Annotated in this window: 20 protein-coding genes and 1 riboswitch; of the genes, 7 read left to right on the forward strand and 13 right to left on the reverse strand. The window is 73.8% G+C overall.

The genetic code is table 11. The annotated features are described in order from the left end of the window. Positions 1 to 3 precede the first annotated feature (3 nt). The 7 genes from ACFUEL_RS00780 to thrC form a co-directional block, all read right to left on the reverse strand. Positions 4 to 300, reverse strand: coding sequence for a DUF4031 domain-containing protein (locus ACFUEL_RS00780; RefSeq protein ID WP_380233700.1), 297 nt, complete (start codon positions 298 to 300; stop codon positions 4 to 6). Next, a complete protein-coding gene (locus ACFUEL_RS00785; protein ID WP_380233702.1) occupies positions 297 to 656 on the reverse strand; it encodes a hypothetical protein in 360 nt (119 codons plus the stop codon). Before ACFUEL_RS00785 ends, ACFUEL_RS00780 begins: the two co-directional genes overlap by 4 nt. 22 nt (positions 657 to 678) lie before the next feature. After that, on the reverse strand, positions 679 to 1,233 hold the full coding sequence (locus tag ACFUEL_RS00790) for a Uma2 family endonuclease (protein WP_380233703.1): 555 nt from the start codon (positions 1,231 to 1,233) through the stop codon (positions 679 to 681). 174 nt (positions 1,234 to 1,407) lie between these two features. Further along, positions 1,408 to 3,030 (reverse strand): chaperonin GroEL, encoded by a 1,623-nt coding sequence (groL, locus tag ACFUEL_RS00795; protein ID WP_123553427.1) that lies wholly within the window; start codon positions 3,028 to 3,030, stop codon positions 1,408 to 1,410. A 331-nt stretch (positions 3,031 to 3,361) separates the two neighbouring features. Beyond that, the gene (locus ACFUEL_RS00800; protein WP_014137493.1) at positions 3,362 to 3,568 is read right to left on the reverse strand and encodes a cold-shock protein; all 207 of its coding nucleotides are present in this window, start codon (positions 3,566 to 3,568) and stop codon (positions 3,362 to 3,364) included. Between the two features lie 581 nt (positions 3,569 to 4,149). Further along, on the reverse strand, positions 4,150 to 4,428 hold the full coding sequence (locus tag ACFUEL_RS00805; protein WP_380233704.1) for a MoaD/ThiS family protein: 279 nt from the start codon (positions 4,426 to 4,428) through the stop codon (positions 4,150 to 4,152). A gap of 39 nt (positions 4,429 to 4,467) precedes the next feature. Next, positions 4,468 to 5,748 carry a threonine synthase gene (gene thrC / locus ACFUEL_RS00810; RefSeq protein WP_380233705.1) on the reverse strand — a complete coding sequence of 427 codons (1,281 nt, stop codon included), beginning with the start codon at positions 5,746 to 5,748 and terminating at the stop codon, positions 4,468 to 4,470. 17 nt (positions 5,749 to 5,765) lie between these two features. Further along, positions 5,766 to 5,893: riboswitch (SAM riboswitch) on the reverse strand. A 138-nt stretch (positions 5,894 to 6,031) separates the two neighbouring features. On the opposite strand from thrC, the gene ACFUEL_RS00815 reads away from it, so the two are divergent. The 3 genes from ACFUEL_RS00815 to ACFUEL_RS00825 all read left to right on the forward strand — a co-directional run bounded on the left by ACFUEL_RS00815 (position 6,032) and on the right by ACFUEL_RS00825 (position 9,092). After that, a complete protein-coding gene (locus ACFUEL_RS00815) occupies positions 6,032 to 7,030 on the forward strand; it encodes a glucosyl-3-phosphoglycerate synthase (RefSeq protein WP_380233707.1) in 999 nt (332 codons plus the stop codon). Positions 7,031 to 7,080: 50 nt separating this feature from the next. Then, a complete protein-coding gene (locus ACFUEL_RS00820; RefSeq protein WP_380233708.1) occupies positions 7,081 to 7,551 on the forward strand; it encodes a hypothetical protein in 471 nt (156 codons plus the stop codon). Positions 7,552 to 7,622: 71 nt separating this feature from the next. Beyond that, on the forward strand, positions 7,623 to 9,092 hold the full coding sequence (locus ACFUEL_RS00825; protein ID WP_380233709.1) for a trehalose-6-phosphate synthase: 1,470 nt from the start codon (positions 7,623 to 7,625) through the stop codon (positions 9,090 to 9,092). Between the two features lie 72 nt (positions 9,093 to 9,164). On the opposite strand, the gene otsB is transcribed toward ACFUEL_RS00825, so the two are convergent. The 4 genes from otsB to ACFUEL_RS00845 form a co-directional block, all read right to left on the reverse strand. Beyond that, positions 9,165 to 10,013, reverse strand: coding sequence for a trehalose-phosphatase (gene otsB / locus ACFUEL_RS00830; protein WP_380233710.1), 849 nt, complete (start codon positions 10,011 to 10,013; stop codon positions 9,165 to 9,167). 46 nt (positions 10,014 to 10,059) lie between these two features. Further along, positions 10,060 to 10,290 (reverse strand): DUF3263 domain-containing protein, encoded by a 231-nt coding sequence (locus ACFUEL_RS00835; RefSeq protein ID WP_380233711.1) that lies wholly within the window; start codon positions 10,288 to 10,290, stop codon positions 10,060 to 10,062. Between the two features lie 45 nt (positions 10,291 to 10,335). Next, the gene (locus ACFUEL_RS00840) at positions 10,336 to 11,598 is read right to left on the reverse strand and encodes an extracellular solute-binding protein (RefSeq protein ID WP_380233713.1); all 1,263 of its coding nucleotides are present in this window, start codon (positions 11,596 to 11,598) and stop codon (positions 10,336 to 10,338) included. 215 nt (positions 11,599 to 11,813) lie between these two features. Next, positions 11,814 to 12,602 (reverse strand): DeoR/GlpR family DNA-binding transcription regulator, encoded by a 789-nt coding sequence (locus tag ACFUEL_RS00845; protein WP_380233714.1) that lies wholly within the window; start codon positions 12,600 to 12,602, stop codon positions 11,814 to 11,816. Positions 12,603 to 12,789: 187 nt separating this feature from the next. Here ACFUEL_RS00845 and ACFUEL_RS00850 point away from each other — a divergent pair, with 187 nt between their 5' ends. From ACFUEL_RS00850 to ACFUEL_RS00865, 4 genes are all read left to right on the forward strand, one after another. After that, positions 12,790 to 13,710, forward strand: coding sequence for an SIS domain-containing protein (locus ACFUEL_RS00850; protein ID WP_380233715.1), 921 nt, complete (start codon positions 12,790 to 12,792; stop codon positions 13,708 to 13,710). A gap of 147 nt (positions 13,711 to 13,857) precedes the next feature. Then, positions 13,858 to 14,790 carry an ROK family protein gene (locus tag ACFUEL_RS00855; protein WP_380233716.1) on the forward strand — a complete coding sequence of 311 codons (933 nt, stop codon included), beginning with the start codon at positions 13,858 to 13,860 and terminating at the stop codon, positions 14,788 to 14,790. Next, the gene (nagA, locus tag ACFUEL_RS00860; protein ID WP_380233717.1) at positions 14,787 to 15,980 is read left to right on the forward strand and encodes an N-acetylglucosamine-6-phosphate deacetylase; all 1,194 of its coding nucleotides are present in this window, start codon (positions 14,787 to 14,789) and stop codon (positions 15,978 to 15,980) included. Before ACFUEL_RS00855 ends, nagA begins: the two co-directional genes overlap by 4 nt. 114 nt (positions 15,981 to 16,094) lie before the next feature. Continuing rightward, positions 16,095 to 16,979, forward strand: coding sequence for a class II fructose-bisphosphate aldolase (locus ACFUEL_RS00865; RefSeq protein ID WP_380233718.1), 885 nt, complete (start codon positions 16,095 to 16,097; stop codon positions 16,977 to 16,979). On the opposite strand, the gene ACFUEL_RS00870 is transcribed toward ACFUEL_RS00865, so the two are convergent. Together ACFUEL_RS00870 and ACFUEL_RS00875 are read right to left on the reverse strand one after the other, a co-directional pair. Then, positions 16,960 to 17,904, reverse strand: coding sequence for a hypothetical protein (locus tag ACFUEL_RS00870; RefSeq protein WP_380233719.1), 945 nt, complete (start codon positions 17,902 to 17,904; stop codon positions 16,960 to 16,962). The two genes, ACFUEL_RS00865 and ACFUEL_RS00870, sit on opposite strands and share 20 nt — an antisense overlap. Positions 17,905 to 17,989: 85 nt before the next feature. Continuing rightward, positions 17,990 to 18,873: diguanylate cyclase domain-containing protein (locus ACFUEL_RS00875; RefSeq protein ID WP_380233720.1), on the reverse strand; the 884-nt coding region annotated here is incomplete at its 5' end.

The raw sequence follows: 18,873 nt of genomic DNA on the forward strand, positions 1-18,873 counted from the left end.
CCGCTACCCCGCCCGCACCTTGCGCACCCGCAGCCCCGCCGCCGTCAGCCGGGCCACCAGCTCCCTGCTGCCGACCGGCACCGCGCCCAGCGCGATCGCCTTCTCGTACCAGGCCGCCGGAATGTCGAGGGGGGCACCTCCCAGCCCCCCTAGGGGCTGGGGGAGGTCGCGGTCGAACCCCCTGGCGGGAGCACCCAGCTCCGCCGCGAAGGCGTGCAGCTCCGCCGGCGACACGTCACTGACCAGGTGCGACCACCACTTGCCGTGCCCCGGCCAGTTCGGGGGGTCGATCAGGATCACGCGAGCCCGCCGACCGGCGCGACCACGACCCCGCGCTTGCCGCACACCCAGTGCGGGTCCGGCCCCAGCTCCGGCTCGACCCCCAGCGCGTGCGGGTCGTCCTCCTCCTCCGCGCAGGCGGTGCACAGCGGCCAGCGCCCGTACGACTCCAGCAGCGCGTCCTGGACGTCCTGGGCCACCAGCCCGAGCACGAACTCGCACCCGGCGGGCCACTGTTCGAGCCACCAGCGGCGGTGGGTGACGGCGTCCTCCACCAATGAGACGATCGCCGCGTCGGCGACGTCCCGGGCGGTGAGGTCGGCGAGGATCAGCGCCCGCGCACTGTGCAGGGCGGCTTCGATGTCGGAACTGGCCATCCGCCCATTGTCCCGCACCCGGCTACGGCAGCGGGAAGCCCGTGGTGTCCAGGGTGGTCCCGAACGGCTCCGGCAGCTCGACCGGCTTCCCGAACGGCACCCGCACGCTCTGCCCGTAGGCCCCGTCGGACGGCTCCGAGTAGAGCGTCACCGTCGGCCCCGGCCGGTCGAAACGGTCGATCAGCAGGTACAGCGGGACGGGCGCGTGCGCATAGCCCCGGAGCTTCTTCGTCCGGTCCTGCCGGGCCGTGCTGCGCGAGGTGATCTCGACCGCCAGCAGGACGTCCGACGCGTCCCTCTGCCCTTCCGCCGAGGACGCCGCCACCGCCAGCGTCGGAACGTACAGCTCCCCCAGCAGCGGGAGACCCACGCTCGGCCACCGGTGGAGGTACGCCTCGCCCGGCAGCCGCCGCGCCAGTGCCTCGTGCACCGCCCCGGCAAGGAGAAAGTGCCTCGCATCGGGCGGCGGCGCCAGGAGGACCATCTCGTCCATGATCTCGGCGCGCCAGCCCTCGGGGACGTCGAGCGTCCACCGTGCGTCCAGCAGGTAGTCCCAGTCGTGATCGCGCTCCGTCACCGTTCCTCCCGCCGCTCACGGTACGGACCTGCGCCGACGTTCCGACCCACTGCGGGTGCGACGTCCCACGAAGGGGTGACCCCGGCGAGAACGCCGCGAGGGCGGCCTCCCGAAGGAGACCGCCCTCACGGCGTGAGACTGACCGATCCGGGCCGGTGGAGACCGGCGGGCGGATCAGAAGTCCATGTCACCGCCCGGCATGCCGCCGCCGGCGGCCGCGGCGGCCTTCTCCGGCTTGTCGGCGATGACGGCCTCGGTGGTGAGGAACAGCGCCGCGATGGAGGCGGCGTTCTGCAGGGCGGAGCGGGTGACCTTGGCCGGGTCGATGATGCCGGAGGCGACCAGGTCGACGTACTCGTTGGTCGCGGCGTTCAGGCCGTGGCCGGCGGGCAGGTTGCGGACCTTCTCGACCACGACGCCGCCCTCGAGGCCGGCGTTGGTCGCGATCTGCTTGATCGGGGCCTCCAGGGCCACGCGGACGATGTTGGCACCGGTGGCCTCGTCGCCCTCCAGCTCCAGCTTGTCGAACGCGACACCGGCCTGCAGCAGGGCGACGCCGCCACCGGCGACGATGCCCTCCTCGACGGCGGCCTTGGCGTTGCGCACCGCGTCCTCGATGCGGTGCTTGCGCTCCTTGAGCTCGACCTCGGTGGCCGCGCCGGCCTTGATGACGGCCACGCCGCCGGCCAGCTTGGCGAGGCGCTCCTGGAGCTTCTCGCGGTCGTAGTCCGAGTCGGAGTTCTCGATCTCGGCGCGGATCTGGTTGACCCGGCCGGCGACCTGGTCGCTGTCGCCGCCGCCGTCGACGATGGTGGTCTCGTCCTTGGTGATGACGACCTTGCGGGCGGTGCCCAGCAGGTCGACGCCGGCGTTCTCGAGCTTGAGGCCGACCTCCTCGGAGATCACGGTGCCGCCGGTCAGGATGGCGATGTCGCCGAGCATGGCCTTGCGGCGGTCGCCGAAGCCCGGGGCCTTGACGGCGACGGACTTGAAGGTGCCGCGGATCTTGTTCACGACCAGGGTCGACAGGGCCTCGCCCTCGACGTCCTCGGCGATGATGACGAGCGGCTTGCCGCTCTGCATGACCTTCTCCAGCAGCGGGAGGAGATCCTTGACCGAGGAGATCTTGGAGTTGGCGATGAGGATGTACGGGTCCTCGAAGCTCGCCTCCATGCGCTCCAGGTCGGTGGCGAAGTAGGCGGAGATGTAGCCCTTGTCGAAGCGCATGCCCTCGGTGAGCTCGAGCTCCAGGCCGAAGGTGTTGCTCTCCTCGACGGTGATGACGCCTTCCTTGCCGACCTTGTCCATGGCCTCGGCGATGAGCTCGCCGATCTGGGTGTCGGCGGCCGAGATGGAGGCGGTGGAGGCGATCTGCTCCTTGGTCTCCACGTCCTTGGCCTGGGCCAGCAGCTGGTCGGAGACGGCGGCGACGGCCTTCTCGATGCCGCGCTTGAGGGCCATCGGGTTGGCGCCGGCGGCGACGTTGCGCAGACCCTCGCGGACGAGCGCCTGGGCGAGCACGGTGGCGGTGGTGGTGCCGTCACCCGCGACGTCGTCGGTCTTCTTGGCGACCTCCTTGACCAGCTCGGCGCCGATCTTCTCGTACGGGTCCTCGAGCTCGATCTCCTTGGCGATGGAGACACCGTCGTTGGTGATCGTGGGGGCGCCCCACTTCTTCTCCAGGACGACGTTGCGACCCTTGGGGCCGAGCGTGACCTTCACGGCGTCGGCAAGCTGGTTCATGCCACGCTCAAGGCCGCGGCGGGCTTCCTCGTCAAAGGCGATGATCTTGGCCATCAGAAGTGGTCCTCCGGGACACGGTCGACTGCTCGGACCAAGGGGTGCCCGCGACGGACGGCCCAGGAGAGCGGGGGTCCCTTCCCCTACCGCCTCCGGGGCCTCACCGGCCCGGTCCGTTTGTCACTCTCACACTGTGAGTGCTAACGCCAATGATTAGCACTCTCGGGTGGCGAGTGCAAGCCCATTGGGGGTCCGCCGGGCCCCGGCGGGGCGCCCGCGGGGCACCGGGAAACGCCCGGAAAAGCCGACGGGCCCGCCCCGGACGCCGTCGCGTCGGGGGCGGGCCTCGCCCGTGCGCCTGTGCACGGTCGTGCGGTCAGCCGGTGCCTCAGGCGCCGGCGGCGCGGACCATGTCGGCCTGCGGACCCTTCTGACCCTGCGAGATCTCGAACTCGACCCGCTGGCCCTCTTCCAGGGTGCGGTAGCCGTCCATCTGGATCGCGCTGTAGTGGACGAACACGTCCGCTCCACCGTCGACCGCGATGAAGCCGTAGCCCTTCTCGGCGTTGAACCACTTGACGGTGCCCTGAGCCATTCCGAACTCCCCTTGTGCTGTGCTGGCCCTTCAGAGATCCGCGGGACGCGGACCCGGAGGTCTGGAAGGCCGGCCTGGGGACTCCCCCCCGTACGGCGCAGCCTCTGTCGCGGCTGAATGTATCCGGATATGCGCCCTGTGCAACAGGCCCAATTTCCGGGGAAAGTCCGGGCCGGCAAAGGGATATGACGGGGCGAAAGGCGCACCGCCCGACAATTGCCACCGGACATAACGGACGGGATACCGCAAAACGCCGCGACAATTCTGACGGCGGCCTGACAGAACAGGCGGCCGCGAGCGGCGGCGGGCGACGAGCTGTCCGGCGCCTGTCTCGGCGCGCGGGACGGAACGGGGTCCTGCACGGGCGGGGCGCGGTGCGGAAAGCGAGGATTGAACCGGGCCGGGGAGGGGAACGGCCGCAACCGGAACTCTACTCCCCGGCCGCCGGCGGAATTGCGGCACCCCGCCCGGCGGGAAAGCCGCAGGTGTGCGGGGCATTGGGTCCGGGTATGCACGAGGCCGCCGTCCGGCCCGGAAAATTGAATTCCGAACCAAACGGCGGCCGCGGGAATGCGGGGCGGTCAGCAGCCGCCGGCCACCGCCGGAATGATCGACACCGAGGCGCCGTCCTTGATCTCGGTCTCCAGGCCGTCGGCGAAGCGCACGTCGTCGTCGTTCACGTACACGTTGACGAAGCGGCGCAGCTTGCCGGTGTCGTCCAGCAGCCGGGCGGCGATGCCGGTGTGGTTCGCCTCCAGGTCCGCGATGACGGCGGACAGGGTGGCGCCCTCGGCGGTCACCTCGGCGGCGCCGCCGGTGTAGGTGCGCAGGATGGTCGGGATGCGGACGGTGGCGCTCATGCGGGCTCCTCGGGGCGTGGGGTGTCCTACGGCTGGGGGTCAGGCGGTGGCGAGGCCGGCGGCGCGGAAGGACTCCAGCGTCGGGCGGATCACGGCGGCCATGCCGGCGTCGGCGACCGCGTCGAGGGTCTTGAGGCCGTCGCCGGTGTTGATCGCGACGGTCTCCTTGGACGGGTCCAACTGGCCGGTCTCGACCAGCTTCTTCAGCACGCCGACGGTGACGCCGCCCGCGGTCTCGGCAAAGATGCCCTCGGTGCGGGCGAGCAGCTTGATCGCCTCGACCACCTCGGCGTCGGTGACGTCCTCGACCGCGCCGCCGGTGCGGCGGGCGATGTCCAGCACGTACGGGCCGTCGGCCGGGTTTCCGATCGCCAGCGACTTCGCGATGGTGTCCGGCTTGACCGGCTTGATCACGTCGCGGCCGGCCTTGAAGGCGGCGGAGACCGGGGAGCAGCCCTCGGCCTGGGCGCCGAAGATCCGGTACGGCTTGTCCTCGACCAGGCCGAGCTTGATCAGCTCCTGCAGGCCCTTGTCGATCTTGGTGAGCTGGGAGCCGGAGGCGATCGGGATGACGATCTGGTCGGGCAGCCGCCAGCCGAGCTGCTCGCAGATCTCGAACGCCAGGGTCTTGGAGCCCTCGCCGTAGTACGGGCGCAGGTTGACGTTCACGAAGCCCCAGCCCTCGCCGGCCGGGTCGCCGATCAGCTCGGAGCAGAAGCGGTTCACGTCGTCGTAGTTGCCGTCGATGCCGACCAGCTCGCCGCCGTACACCCCGGCCATCACGACCTTGCCCTGCTCCAGGTCGTGCGGGATGAACACGCAGGACTTGAAGCCGGCCCGGGCGGCCGCGGCGCCCACCGCGCCGGCCAGGTTGCCGGTGGAGGAGCAGGAGAGGGTGGTGAACCGGAAGGCGCGGGCGGCCTCGATCGCGCAGGCCACCACCCGGTCCTTGAAGGAGTGGGTCGGGTTGCCCGAGTCGTCCTTGACGTACAGCGGGCCGGTGAAGCCCAGCTCGCGGCCCAGGTTGTCGGCCTTGACCAGCGGGGTCCAGCCCGGGTTCAGGTTCGGCTTGCCGGCCACGTCGGCCGGGACGGGCAGCAGCGGGGCGTAGCGCCAGATCGACGCCGGGCCGGCCTCGATCCGCTTGCGCAGCTCCTCCGCGTCGTAGCCCGCGTAGTCGTAGGCGATCTCCAGCGGGCCGAAGCACTCGAGACAGGCGAAGTCCGGGCCGAGCGGGGAGCGCGCACCGCACTCGCGACAGGACAGCGCGGTCGCGGGACCGAGGTCGACGGCGGTGGATGCGGCGGTGTCAACAGCCATGGTGGCGAGGCCCTTTCTCCTCATCTTCCCCGGATCGCGGTCGCGTCCGGGACGGAATTGGCACCTGTCCCGCCGGGCCTGCTGGCCGCGCGGGAGGGTTGCCGGGACTTCAACGGGCCGTTCCCTCAGTCCCTCTGGATGAGCTCTGTGAAGTTGTGGTCGTACGCTGCGAGCGACCCCCGCGTGCGAAGGCACGGTCGCAATACGAAGACTGTATCCGAAGGCCGGCGCGGACCGGCCCCCGCGTCCGACACCCGAGACGAACCGAGACAGGGAGCGAGACTTGCCGGAGCAGCCCGAGCCCGGGGTACTGCCGGAGGTGGCCGACTGGCTCCGCCGCCGCTCGTGGACGGCCGCCGACCGGCCGCTCGACCTGCTGCTGGCCGCCAAGCGCGCCGCCGGGGCGGCCGGCACCGTCAGCGTGGTGCTGCCCGCCCTGGACGAGGAGTCCACCGTCGGCGAGATCGTCGCCGCGATCCGCACCGAGCTGGTCGAACGCGTCCCGCTGGTGGACGAGCTGGTGGTGGTCGACTCCGGCTCGCGGGACGGCACCGCCGCCGCCGCGGCCGCCGCCGGCGCCCAGGTGGTGCACCGGGACGCGATCCTGCCCCGGCTGCCCGCCGAACCCGGCAAGGGCGAGGTGCTGTGGCGCTCGCTGCTCGCCACCAGCGGCGCGATCGTCTGCTTCGTCGACGCCGACCTGCGCGAGTTCGACCCGGCCTTCGTCTCCGGCATCATCGGCCCGCTGCTCACCGACCCGGACCTGCACCTGGTCAAGGCCATGTACGACCGCCCCTTCGAGGACGGGGGCGCCGTCGTCCCGGCCGGCGGCGGCCGGGTCACCGAACTGGTCGCCCGCCCGCTGCTCAGCCTGCACTGGCCGCAGCTCGCGGGCTTCGTCCAGCCCCTCGGCGGCGAGTACGCGGCCCGCCGCTCCCTGCTGGAACGGCTGCCCTTCCCGACCGGCTACGGCGTCGAGCTCGGCCTGCTGGTGGACGCCCTGGAACTGGCCGGGCTGGACGCGCTGGCCCAGGTCGACGTCGGCGTCCGGCACCACCGGCACCAGGACGGCCAGGCCCTGGGCCGGATGGCCGCCACCATCTACCGCACCGCCCTGGAGCGCCTGGACCGCACCCACCGCCTCAAGGCCGACCCGGACCTGGTCCGCCCGCTGCTCACCCAGTACACCCGCACCCCCGACGGCTTCGCCCCCCGCACCCACCCCGTCCCCGCCACCGAGCGGCCGCCGATGGCCACCGTCCCCGAGTACCGCGACCGCTGAGCCGACCGCCGGGCCGCAACCACCGGACCGCCGCCCGCGTCCGTCCCGGCATGGAGTCCTCCCCGCCCCGCGGACGCACCGGCACCGGCTGCCTCGCCCTGCTGCTCGCGCCCGTCCTGGGGTTCCTGGTCCAGACCCGGGTACTGGACCTGATCGCGGGCACCTGGGCCGACTGCGCGGGCCTGGCCCGGCAGGTCTCCCAGGACCTGACCGACGACCCCCGGTTCGACCTGCCCGGCCCGTACGACTTCGGCTACCTGCTGCTGCCGGTCGCCGCCGTCCTGCTCGCCCTCCACCTCACCCGCCGCTCCCCCGACCTCCTCACCCGCGCGCTCGCCGCGGCCTGCGCCGCCCTGCTGGCCGCCCTCGCCGTCGCCGCCGTCGACCTGGAGCGCAACCTGACCCCGCCGCACGGCGCCTACCTGCCCGCGAAGTGCCCGGACGGCCGTCCGCCCTGGCTGCCCGGCTTCCTCCCGGCCCGCGACTCCGGGCCGCCGAACGGCTCCGTGACCGGCGGCTGACCCCGAGAGTTCACCCGGCGCGGGCCGCGCCGAGTGGTTTGGTCGGCTGATCGCACGGCAAGGTTGGCTGTATGGCCGATCACGTGTCCGAACGCCCCCAGCAGTCCGGAGCCGCCCCGATCCTGGTGGCCTCCAACCGCGGCCCGGTGTCCTTCCGCACGGAGGACGACGGCTCGCTGACCCTCCGCAGAGGCGGCGGCGGCCTGGTCTCCGGACTCTCCGCGATCGACGACCCGAACGCGGTCTGGGTCTGCGCCGCGCTCTCCGACGCCGACCGCACCGCCGCCCGGCAGGCCCCCGACGGGCGCCTCGACCTGGCCGGGCACGACGTCGGCGGACAGGCCGTCCGGATGCTGGACATCGACCCGGAGACCTTCGCCCGCGCCTACAACGGCGTCGCCAACTCCACCCTCTGGTTCGTCCACCACCTGCTCTACCGGACGCCCGTGCAGCCCGCCTTCGACGCCGGCTTCCGCACCGAGTGGGACGCCTACCGGGCGTACAACGCCGCCTTCGCCGAGGCCCTCGCCGCCGAGGCCGCCCCCGGCGCGGTCGTCCTGGTGCAGGACTACCACCTCTCGCTGGCCCCCGCCCTGCTCCGCGGACTCCGCCCCGACCTGCGGATCGGCCACTTCTCGCACACCCCCTGGGCCCCGCCGGACTACTACCGGCTGCTGCCCGACGACGTCGCCGCCGCCGTCCTGGAGGGCATCCTCGGCGCCGACCGGGCCGCCTTCCTCACCCGCCGCTGGGCGCTCGCCTTCGCCGACTGCTGCGAGGCCGTCCTCGGCGCGGAGGTCGACCGGGGCACCCTGACCGTCACCCACGGCGGCCGCACCACCCGGCTCGGCGTGCACGGCCTCGGCGCCGACGCCGAGTTCCTGCGCGAACGCGCCCACCGGCCCGACGTCGACGAACGCCTCACCGCCCTGCGCGAGGCCGTCGGCGAGCGCCGCACCATCGTCCGGGTCGACCGCACCGAGCTCAGCAAGAACATCGTCCGCGGCCTGCTCGCCTACCGGCACCTGCTGCGCACCCGCTCCGAGTGGCTCGGCAACGTCGTCCACATCGCCTTCGCCTACCCCTCCCGGACCGACCTCGCCGAGTACCGCGAGTACACCGCCGAGGTGCAGCGCCTCGCCGAGGAGATCAACGCCGAGTTCGGCACCGACGACTGGCAGCCGCTCATCCTGCACGTCGACGACGACTTCCCGCGCTCCCTGGCCGCCTACCGGCTCGCCGACGTCGCCCTGGTCAACCCGATCCGCGACGGCATGAACCTGGTCGCCAAGGAGGTCCCCGTCGTCTCCGACCACGGCTGCGCCCTCGTCCTGTCCCGCGAGGCCGGCGCGTACGCCGAACTCGCCGACGACGCGATCACCGTCAACCCGTACGACGTCATCGCCACCGCCGACGCCCTCGCCGAAGCCCTCGCCATGCCCCCCGCCGAACGCACCGACCGCACCAAGCGCCTCGCCGCGGCCGCCACCGCCCTCCCGCCCCAGCAGTGGTTCCTGGACCAGCTCCACGCGCTCCAGTGACCGCGCGGGGCACGGAACCAGGACGCGCACCGACAGGGGTGCCTCCTGCCGGCGCGCCCCGGCTCCGCGCCCTCAGCCCCGCAGCAGCTCCGTCAGCCCGTTCAGCAGGTCGACCACCCCCGCCGGCCCGGCCACCACCAGGTCCGCGCGTTCGGCCAGCTCCGCGACCGGGGGTTCGCCGGTGACCGGCCCGCTGCACACCAGGAGGCCGGGGTGGCCGGCTTCGCGGCGGGCGGCGACCTCCGCGTAGGCCGCGAGGTCGCCGAGGTCGTCGCCGGCGAAGAGCACCGGCCCGGCGTCCCGTTCCGCCAGGAACTCCCGGAGGGCGACGCCCTTGTCGACGCCCGGCGGCCGCAGTTCGAGGACCATCCGGCCGGGTTCCACCACCAGCCCGTTGCGGTGCGCCAGTTCGCCGAGCGGGCCGCGCAGTCGCTCCAGCAGCCCGTCCGGATCGGGGGCCCGCCGGGTGTGGACGGCCAGCGCGCGCTCCTTGTCCTCCACGAACGTCCCCTCGGGCGTGCCCAACTCCCGCAGCAGCACGGGGATTCGTTCCCGGACGGCGGCCACTCCCGGCGGCGGCGGGGCGGCGGTGACGGCGTTGCTGGCCGCGTCCCAGCGCTCGGCGCCGTAGTGGCCGAGGACGGTGAGGTGTTCGAGGCCGGGGGCGGCGGCGAAGCCGCCGTAGGCGGCGGCGGTCGCGGCGGGCCGTCCGGTGACCACCACGACCGCGCCGATCAGCGGGGCGAGCGCGGAGAGGGCGGGGACGACGCCGGGGTGGGCGCGGGCCCGTTCCGGGTCGGGGACGATCGGGGCGAGCGTGCCGTCGAAGTCGAGCCCCACGACGGCGGACTTCGGGTCGGCGAGCAGGCCCGCCAGTCCGGTCCGCCCCGCCTGGGTCGTGATCTGTTCAGCGATTCCCATGCCCCGACGCTACCCGCCCGCGGGGGTCGGCAGCCCTCCCGGCACGTCACTGCCGGGCGTCGCGCCGCCCCTGCCGGACCCGGCGCAGCCGGTTGACCAGGACCGGGTCGTGGGCGAGCGCCTCGGCGCGGTCGAGCAGCGCGTTGAGCAGCTGGTAGTAGCGGGTGGCGGAGATGCCGAGCTCCTGCCGGATCGCCTGCTCCTTGGCGCCGGCGGTCCGCCACCCGCGCGCCTCCAGTGCGAGCACCGCCCGGTCGCGTTCGGTCAGTTCGGCCATCCCTCCAGGCTAGCCGCCCGCCCCGACAGCCCCGCCCCGCCGGCCTCAGCCCTGCCGGCTCTTGGCCGCCTCGGAGGAGGCGTTCGCCTGCAGGTCGCTGAGCACCTGGTCGCCGCCGCTCTCCACCGCGCCCCCGATCCGCTGCTTGACCATGCTGCTGACCTTGTCCCAGGAGGGGGCGCCGTAGGGGTAGAAGTTGGCGGTGGGCAGGTTCTGCAGGAACTGGGTGAGGTCCTGGTGCTGGGGGTTGTGCGACATGTCCTCCAGCGTGTCCTGGGTGACGGGGAGCATGTTGTACTCCTCGTCGAACTCCAGGGTGTTCTGCTTGGAGAGGGTGAAGTTGAGGAACTTCTTGATCTCCGCCCGGTGCCCGTTGGCCTTGAAGGCCATCAGCCAGTCGGCCACGCCGAAGGCGACCTCCTTGACGTCGGCGTTCTTGCGCGGGACGGCGGCGGTGCCGTAGTCCACGTGGGCGGCGGCCGCGTCCTTGAGCAGGGCGGGGTGGCCGTTGAGCATGGCGACCTCGCCCTTGGTGAAGGCGGTGAAGGCGGTCTTGCGGTCGACCTTGCCGGGGTCGGGGTAGGTCAGGCCCTTGTCGACCAGGTTGGTGCGCAGCCACTTGAAGGTGTCGCGGTTCTGCTGGCTGTCGATGGTGTAGTTGCCGACGCTGTCGGAGAGCGCGCCGCCGCCGCTCATCGCCCAGATCATCGATTCGGCCTGGGCCTCCTCGGGGCCGAGCGGCAGCGCGTACGGGATGACGCCCGGGACCTTGGACTTGATCAGGTCGGCGTCCTTGCGCAGTTCCTCCCAGGTGGCGGGCGGGGCGCTGATGCCGGCCTTCTGGAAGATCGCCTTGTTGTAGACGAAGACCCGGCTGGAGGAGATGAACGGGATGCCGTACTGGCTGCCGAGGACCTGGCCGGCCTTGTTGAAGGCGTCCAGCAGGTTGGCCTGGGTCTCCATGGAGAGCACGTCGCCGACGGGGTAGAGGCGGTCGGCGGCGACCTGGTCGGCGAAGCCGCCGGTCTGCACGACGTCGGGGGTCTCGCCCTTGGCGATCAGGTCGGCGACGTGCTTGTCGATGTCGCTCCAGGGGACCACCTCGACGTGCACCTTGATGCCGGAGTTGGCGGCCTCGAAGTCCTTGGCCAGCTTGTTCCAGTAGTTGCTGCTGCTGTTGGAGTCGTTGGTGCCGTAGTCGGCCGCGACCAGGTTCAGCGTCACCCCTCCCCCACCGGACAGGACGCCGCAGCCGGCCAGCAGCAGGCATCCGACGAGGGGCAGAGGGATCAGCGCTGATCGCTTCAAGGGGGACCGCCTTCGGGAGGGTGACAGGCGCGACCCTGGCAGTTTCCGTGTGCGGTGGTCCAGACCTCTGAGGGCGAATAGGCAAGGAAGTTATCGAAGTGTCGGATCAGGTTGCACTCCGCGCAACGTGCAGTGCGCATCTGCCCGTTATGTGACCACTCGCCCCACCGGGCCGATCTCCTCGGCGGCCCGGTCTCCCCACCGGGCCGGTCGCCTCACGCCGTCAGGACGGTCACCCCGGCGTCGGCGAAGGCGGCCGCCACCGCGTCCGGCACCTGGTCGTCGGTGACCAGGGTGTCGACCGCCTCCGCGCCGCAGATCCGGGCGAAGGCCCGGCGGCCCAGCTTGGAGGAGTCGGCGGCCACCACCACCCGCCGGGCCCGCTCGGCGAGCAGCCGGTTGACCGCCGCCTCGCCCTCGTGGTGGGCGGTCGCGCCGTGCCCGGCGTCGAACCCGTCCACGCCCAGCACCGCGGTGTCCAGGGCGAGTTCGCCGAGCACCTGGGCGGCCAGCGGGCCGATCAGCTCGTACGACTGGGGGCGGGCGACGCCGCCGGTGACCACGATCTTGACCTGCGGACGGACCGTCAACTCGTTGGCGATGTTGAGCGCGTTGGTGACCACGGTGAGGCGCCGGCCGCCCTCGGACTGCTCGGCCAGGTCGGGGCGGACGGCCAGCGCCCGCGCCACCTCGGTGGTGGTGGTGCCGCCGTTCAGGCCCACCACCTCGCCGGGGGCGACCAGGCCGGCCACCAGCGCGCCGATCCGCTGCTTGGCGTCGGCGTTGCGGGCGGTCTTGTACCGCAGCGGCAGGTCGTAGGAGACGCTGTGCGCCACCGCGCCGCCGCGGGTGCGGGTGAGCATCTGCTGGCGGGCCAGCTGGTCGAGGTCGCGGCGGATGGTCGCGGCCGAGACGTCCAGCGCGTCGGCCGCCTCCTCGACCTCCAGCCTCCCGTGCTCGGCCAGCAGTTCCAGCAGCGCGTTCCACCGCTCGTACCTGGACACCGTCCCCGCTCCTCCCGCACTCGCCCCGGGCGCCCCGGGCCCGGCCGGGACAGCTTCGCACACCCGGCCCCCGCCCCCCTCATTGCGCAATCGTGCGCGAAACGGCTATAAATCAATCAGCTTTGCGCACGGTGCCCACCCTCGCCCGTGCGCAGTCCACCGGGGAAGCCGAAGGAGCCCTCCACCCATGCCGCAGCCCTCCCTGACCGCCCAGGAGATCACCACCCAGCCCGGGAACTGGCGCACCGCCGCCGCGCTGGCCGCGAGCGGCCCGGCCGGGCTGCCGCGGCGCGGCGAGCGGGTGGCCGTGGTCGGCTGCGGCACCTCCTGGTTCATGGCCGAGGCGTACGCCGCGCTGCGCGAGGCGGGCGGCCACGGCGAGACCGACGCCTTCGCCGCCTCCGAGTTCCCGGCCGGCCGCCGCTACGACCGGGTGCTGGCGATCACCCGCTCCGGCACCACCACCGAGGTGCTGCGCCTGCTGGACGGCACCGACCTGCCGACCACCGCGATCACCGCCTGCACCGACCAGCCGGTGGCCGCGGCCGCCGGGCACCTGGTCGACCTGGGCTTCGCCGACGAGCGCTCGGTGGTGCAGACCCGCTTCGCCACCACCGTGCTGGCCCTGCTGCGCGCCCACCTGGAGCGGGAGGAGGCCCTCCCGGCCGGGGTGCGCACCGTGGCCGAGGCGGCCGCGGACGCCGAGCGGGCGGTGGCCTGGCAGGTGCCGGACGAGCTGGTGGCGCTGGAGCAGATCTCCTTCCTGGGCGCGGGCTGGACCAACGGCCTGGCCCGGGAGGCGGGGCTGAAGATGCGCGAGGCGGCGCTCGCCTGGACGGAGGCGTACCCGGCGATGGAGTACCGGCACGGCCCGGTCTCGATCACCGCGCCGGGCCGGGCGGCCTGGATGTTCGGCGAGCTGCCCGCGGGCCTGGCCGGCGAGGTCGCCGCGGTCGGCGGCCGGCTGGTGGCCGACTCCGGGGCGGGCGGCCTGGACCCGCTGGCCGACCTGGTCCGGGTGCACCGGCTGGCCGTCGCGCTGGCCGCGCACCGCGGCCTGGACCCGGACGCGCCGCGCAACCTGACCCGCTCGATCGTGCTCGGCTGAGCCCCTCCCGACCGTACGGCCTGTAACGGCTTCGCGACCCAAACCGCCCAGGAGGCTGCAAAGAGCGATAAACCTCACCTCTCAGGACCAGACCAATCGAGCGACTGGACTAGACCTCTTAGACCTGGCCAAGGAAAACTGTCCTCCGTGAAGTACGTCATCGCACTCGATGTAGGCGGCACCGGCATGAAGGCCGCGCTGGTCGCCCAGGACGGCTCCGTGCTCTTCGAGGCACGCCGACCGACCGGGCGGGAGCACGGCCCCGACGCCGTCGTCGCCACCATCCTCGACTTCGCCGCCGACCTGGCGCAGGAGGGCCGCACCCGGTTCGGTGCCGCCCCCCTCGCGGCGGGCGTCGCCGTGCCGGGGACGATCGACGAGAAGAACGGGATCGCGGTCTTCTCCGCCAACCTCGGCTGGCGGGACCTGCCGATGCGCAAGCTGCTCGGCGAGCGCCTCGGCGGCATCCCGGTCGCCCTCGGCCACGACGTCCGCTCCGGCGGCCTCGCCGAGGGCCGGGTCGGCGCCGGACAGGGGGTCGACCGCTTCCTGTTCATCGCGCTGGGCACCGGCATCGCGGGGGCCATCGGCATCGCGGGGGCCATCGAGGCGGGCGCCCACGGCTACGGCGGCGAGATCGGCCACGTGGTGGTCCGCCCCGGCGGCCCGCAGTGCGGCTGCGGCGCCCGCGGCTGCCTGGAGACCCTGGCCTCGGCCTCCGCGGTCTCCCGGGCCTGGGCCGGCGCCAGCGGCGACCCGGAGGCCGACGCCGCCGCCTGCGCGCGCGCCGTCGACGCCGGCGACCCGAGGGCCCTCGCGGTCTGGCAGGACGCGGTGGACGCACTCGCCGACGGCATCGTGCTGGCGCAGAGCCTGCTCGACCCGTCCACGGTGATCGTCGGCGGCGGGCTGGCCGAGGCCGGCGACACGCTCTTCACTCCGCTGCGCGCCGCGGTGACCGAGCGGCTGACCTTCCAGATGCCCCCGAAGGTCGTTCCGGCCATGCTCAAAGACACCGCCGCGTCCCTGGGCGCCGGCTTGCTCGCCTGGGACCTGCTCTCCTTGGAGGTGACCGCGTGACCGCGGACCGTACTGCACTGGCCGGAGCCCGACTGGTCCTGCCCGGCGGGGTGATCGAGTCCGGCCGGCTGTCCGTGGAGGGCACCCGCATCGCGGGCCTCGGCGGCGCCGGGCCGACCGACCGGGAGGGCGGACCGGGCGACCTCGACCTGACCGGGTACACCGTCGTACCCGGCTTCGTCGACCTGCACGTGCACGGCGGCGGCGGCGCCTCGTACGCCTCCGGCATCGCCGAGGAGGCGCTCACCGCCGCCCGCACGCACCTGGAGCACGGCACCACCACCACAATGGCCTCCACCGTCACCGGCGAGATCGACGAGGTCTGCCGCCAGGCGGCGGTGCTCTCCGAGCTCGTCGAGGACGGCGTCCTGGCCGGCATCCACTTCGAGGGCCCGTTCATCTCGCACAACCGGTGCGGCGCCCACCGCCCCGACCTGCTGCGCGACCCGGACCCGGCGCTGGTGCGCAAGCTCGCCGACGCGGGCCGCGGCCACACCAGGATGTTCACCCTGGCCCCGGAGCTGCCCGGCGGCCTGGAGTCGGTGCGGATGCTGTCCGAGCTCGGCATCATCGCCGCCGTCGGCCACACCGACTCCGACTACGAGGTCACCCTGAAGGCGATCGACGCCGGCGCCACCGTGGCCACCCACCTGTTCAACGCGATGCCGGGCATCCAGCACCGCGCCCCCGGCCCGATCGTCGCCCTGCTCGAGGACGAGCGGGTCACCGTCGAGCTGGTCAACGACGGCATCCACCTGCACCCCTCGGTGGTCGAGCTGGCCTACGGCACGGCCGGCCCCGAGCGCGTCGCGCTGATCACCGACGCGATGGGCGCGGCCGGCATGGGCGACGGCCTGTACCCGCTCGGCCCGCTGCAGGTCCGGGTCGAGGACGGGGTGGCCCGCCTGGTCGAGGGCGGCTCCATCGCCGGCTCGACCCTCACCCTGGACGTCGCCTTCCAGCGCGCCGTCACCGTCCTCGGCCTGTCCCTGAACCAGGCCGTCACCTCACTGTCCACCGTCCCCGCCCGGCTGATGGGCCTGGGCGACACCATCGGCACCCTGGAGGCCGGAAAGAACGCCGACCTGGTCGTCCTCGACTCCGACAGCTACGAGCTCGCCGCGGTGATGCGCCGCGGCGAGTGGATCGTCGGCGCGGACCGCTTCGCCAGGGCCGGCAACCCGGCCTGACCCGTCGGCCGCCCCGCCCGGGGCGGCCGGGTCCTCCCACCGCGCGTCACGCGTCACGGTCGGGTGAGCAGCGGAACCTGCGCCCCGCTACTCACCCCACCGGGAGCTCCCGCCTTGCCGCTCGCCCGCACCTGTGACCTGCTCGCCTCCGCCGTCGCCGAACGGCGCGGCCTGCCCGCGTTCAACGTGATCACCCTGGAGCACGCCGAGGCGATCGCCGCCGGCGCCGAGGCCGCCGGCACGCCCGCGGTCCTCCAGCTCAGCCAGAACGCGATCGCCTACCGGGGCGGCCGGCTGCTGCCGATCGCCCGCGCCTGCGCCGAGGTGGCCGCCGCCGCCCGCGTCCCCCTCTCGCTGCACCTGGACCACGTCGAGGACCCCGACCTGCTGCGCGCCGCGCCCGGCGCCGGGTTCTCCTCCGCGATGTTCGACGCCTCCGCGCTGCCGCACGACGAGAACGTCAAGGCCACCGCCGGGGCCACCGCCTGGGCCCACCGCCACGGCCTGCACCTGGAGGCCGAACTCGGCCGGGTCGGCGGCAAGGACGGCGCGCCGCCGCTCGGCGCGCACGCCCCCGGCGCCCGCACCGACCCGGCCGAGGCCGCCCGCTACGTCGCCGAGACCGGCGTCGACGCGCTGGCCGTCGCGGTCGGCTCCTCGCACGCGATGACCACCCGGACCGCCGCCCTGGACCACGCGCTGATCCGCGCGCTGGCCGCCGCCGTCCCCGTCCCGCTGGTGCTGCACGGCAGTTCCGGCGTCCCGGACGCGGCGCTCGCCGAGGCGGTCGCCGCCGGCATGGTGAAGGTCAACATCGGCACCGCGCTCAACCTGGCCTGCACCCCGGCGATCCGCGCCCGGCTGGCCGCCGACCCCGCCGCCACCGACCCGCGCCGCTACCTGGCCGCGGCCCGGGACGCGATGGCGGCCACCGTCGAGCAGCTGGCCCGGGTGGTCGCCGCCCGGCCGGGCGGGGCGGCTACTTCGGATAGTCGTTGACGCTCATCGGCGTCAGCGCGACCTGGTCCAGCAGCACCGGATTGCTCGCCCCGGCCGGGACGGTCACCGTGATGGTGTTCGGCCCGGCCTGCAGCACCGGCCATATGTTGGTGCTGAACCAGGAGTACGCCGGGTCGGCCGACGGGTTCTTCGAGTAGTTCTTGAAGGTCACGCCGCCGGCGTGGTCCTTGCCGTTGACGGTGACCTGGGCCGGCTGGTCGGCGCCGGTGTTGTTGAAGTGCAGCCAGAACTTGGCCTTGCCCTCGGCGTCCGCGTTGACCGTCCAGGTGAAGGACGACCCGGCCTGCAGGACGAGGTAGCTGCCGTCGGCGGAGACCGCGCCCTTGACCGTGCTGTCGGCGGCGGCGCCCGTCGCCTGCAGCTTGGACGCGTCGCTGACCGGCTCGGCCGCGGCGCTCGGGCTGGGGGCGGCGCTGCTCTCCGGCGCGCTCGGGCTGCTCCCGGCGGCGGTGGCCGCGGGGGCGGTCGCGGCCTTGCCGGTCGGGTCGGCCTCGGCCTTGCCGCCCGGGTCGCCGGTGGAGAGGGCGACGCCCGCGCCGATCGCGATCGCGGCGACCACCGCGACGGCGCCGATGATCGCGGCCTTGCCGCGGCCCGCGGGCCGGTCCTCGCCGGGCCCGGGACGGGAGCGCTCGGCGTACCGGGGCTGCTGGGGCAGCGCCGCGGTGGGCTCGTGCGGGGCGGCCGGGTCCTGGCCGTAGCCGGGCGGCGGCGGGGCCTGCTGGTAGGCCGGCCGCTCGCCGTAGCTGGCCCGGCCGACCTCCATCGGGCGCTGGTAGCCGGCGCCGCGGGGGCGCTGCTCGGCGGTGGGCTGCTCGCCCTCGGCCGGGCGGTACAGGTACGCGAAGGGGTCTTCCTCGCCCGCGCCCTCGGGCGCTGCGCCGCTGTTGCCGGGCGTGGTCACGTTCGACTCTCCTGGGCTGGTTGCACTCGTACCCAGGGCACCCTACCCGTCCCCGGTGAGCGGGGGGCAAACGGTTCGGCCGCTCTCAGCCCGCCCGGCGGTGCGAGCGCTCGCCCCGGGAGCCGCGGGCGGCGCCGCCCCGGGTGCGCTTCTCGTCGTACATCCGCTCGTCCGCGGAGTGCAGCACCTCGTCGATGCTCATCCCGCAGCCGGCCCAGCCGATGCCGAGGCTGACGCCGACCCGCACCGCCCGGTTGTCGATCCGCATCGGCGGCAGGATCGCGCCGCGCAGCCGGCCGGCGAGTTCCTTGGCCTCCTCGCGGCCGATGTTGTCGGCGAGGACGACGAACTCGTCGCCGCTCATCCGGGCGACCGTGTCGCCCTCCCGGACGACCTGCTGGAGGCGGCGGGCGATCTCGATCAGCACGGCGTCGCCGGCGTTGTGGCCGTGCCGGTCGTTGACCAGCTTGAAGCCGTCCAGGTCGCAGTAGAGGACGGCCAGGCCGCGCTCGCCGGCCGGGGCGCCGCCGCGGCGGTGGCCGTGCCACAGGTCGCCGGAGGGCTGCTCGGCGGGGACCACGGCGTGCACGTGGTGGGCGGGGACGCCGCTGTGGTGCAGCACCTCGCCGGCCGCGAAGGCGGCCCGGTCGCGCTCCAGGGCCCCGTCGGGGGCCGCGTAGCCGTGCGCGTGGGGTGCGGACGCCCCGACGGCCTGGCGGCCGTCCTGGGGGGCGTGGGCGCCCTGGTGGGGCGCTCCGGGGGGCGGGCCCTGGCCGGGGATCCCGGCGGGCGGCGGTGCGGCCGGACAGAGCCGGCGGGCGAGCCGGGCCCGCAGTTCGGCGCCGTTGGGCAGGCCGGTGAGCGCGTCGTGGCTGGCCCGGTGGGCGAGCTGGAGCTCGTGACGCTTGCGGTCCTCGATGTCCTCGACGTGGGTGAGCAGGAAGCTGGGGCCCTCGGCGGCGTCGGCGC

This window comes from Kitasatospora sp. NPDC057198 (assembly GCF_042670125.1).
Lineage (GTDB): Bacteria > Actinomycetota > Actinomycetes > Streptomycetales > Streptomycetaceae > Kitasatospora.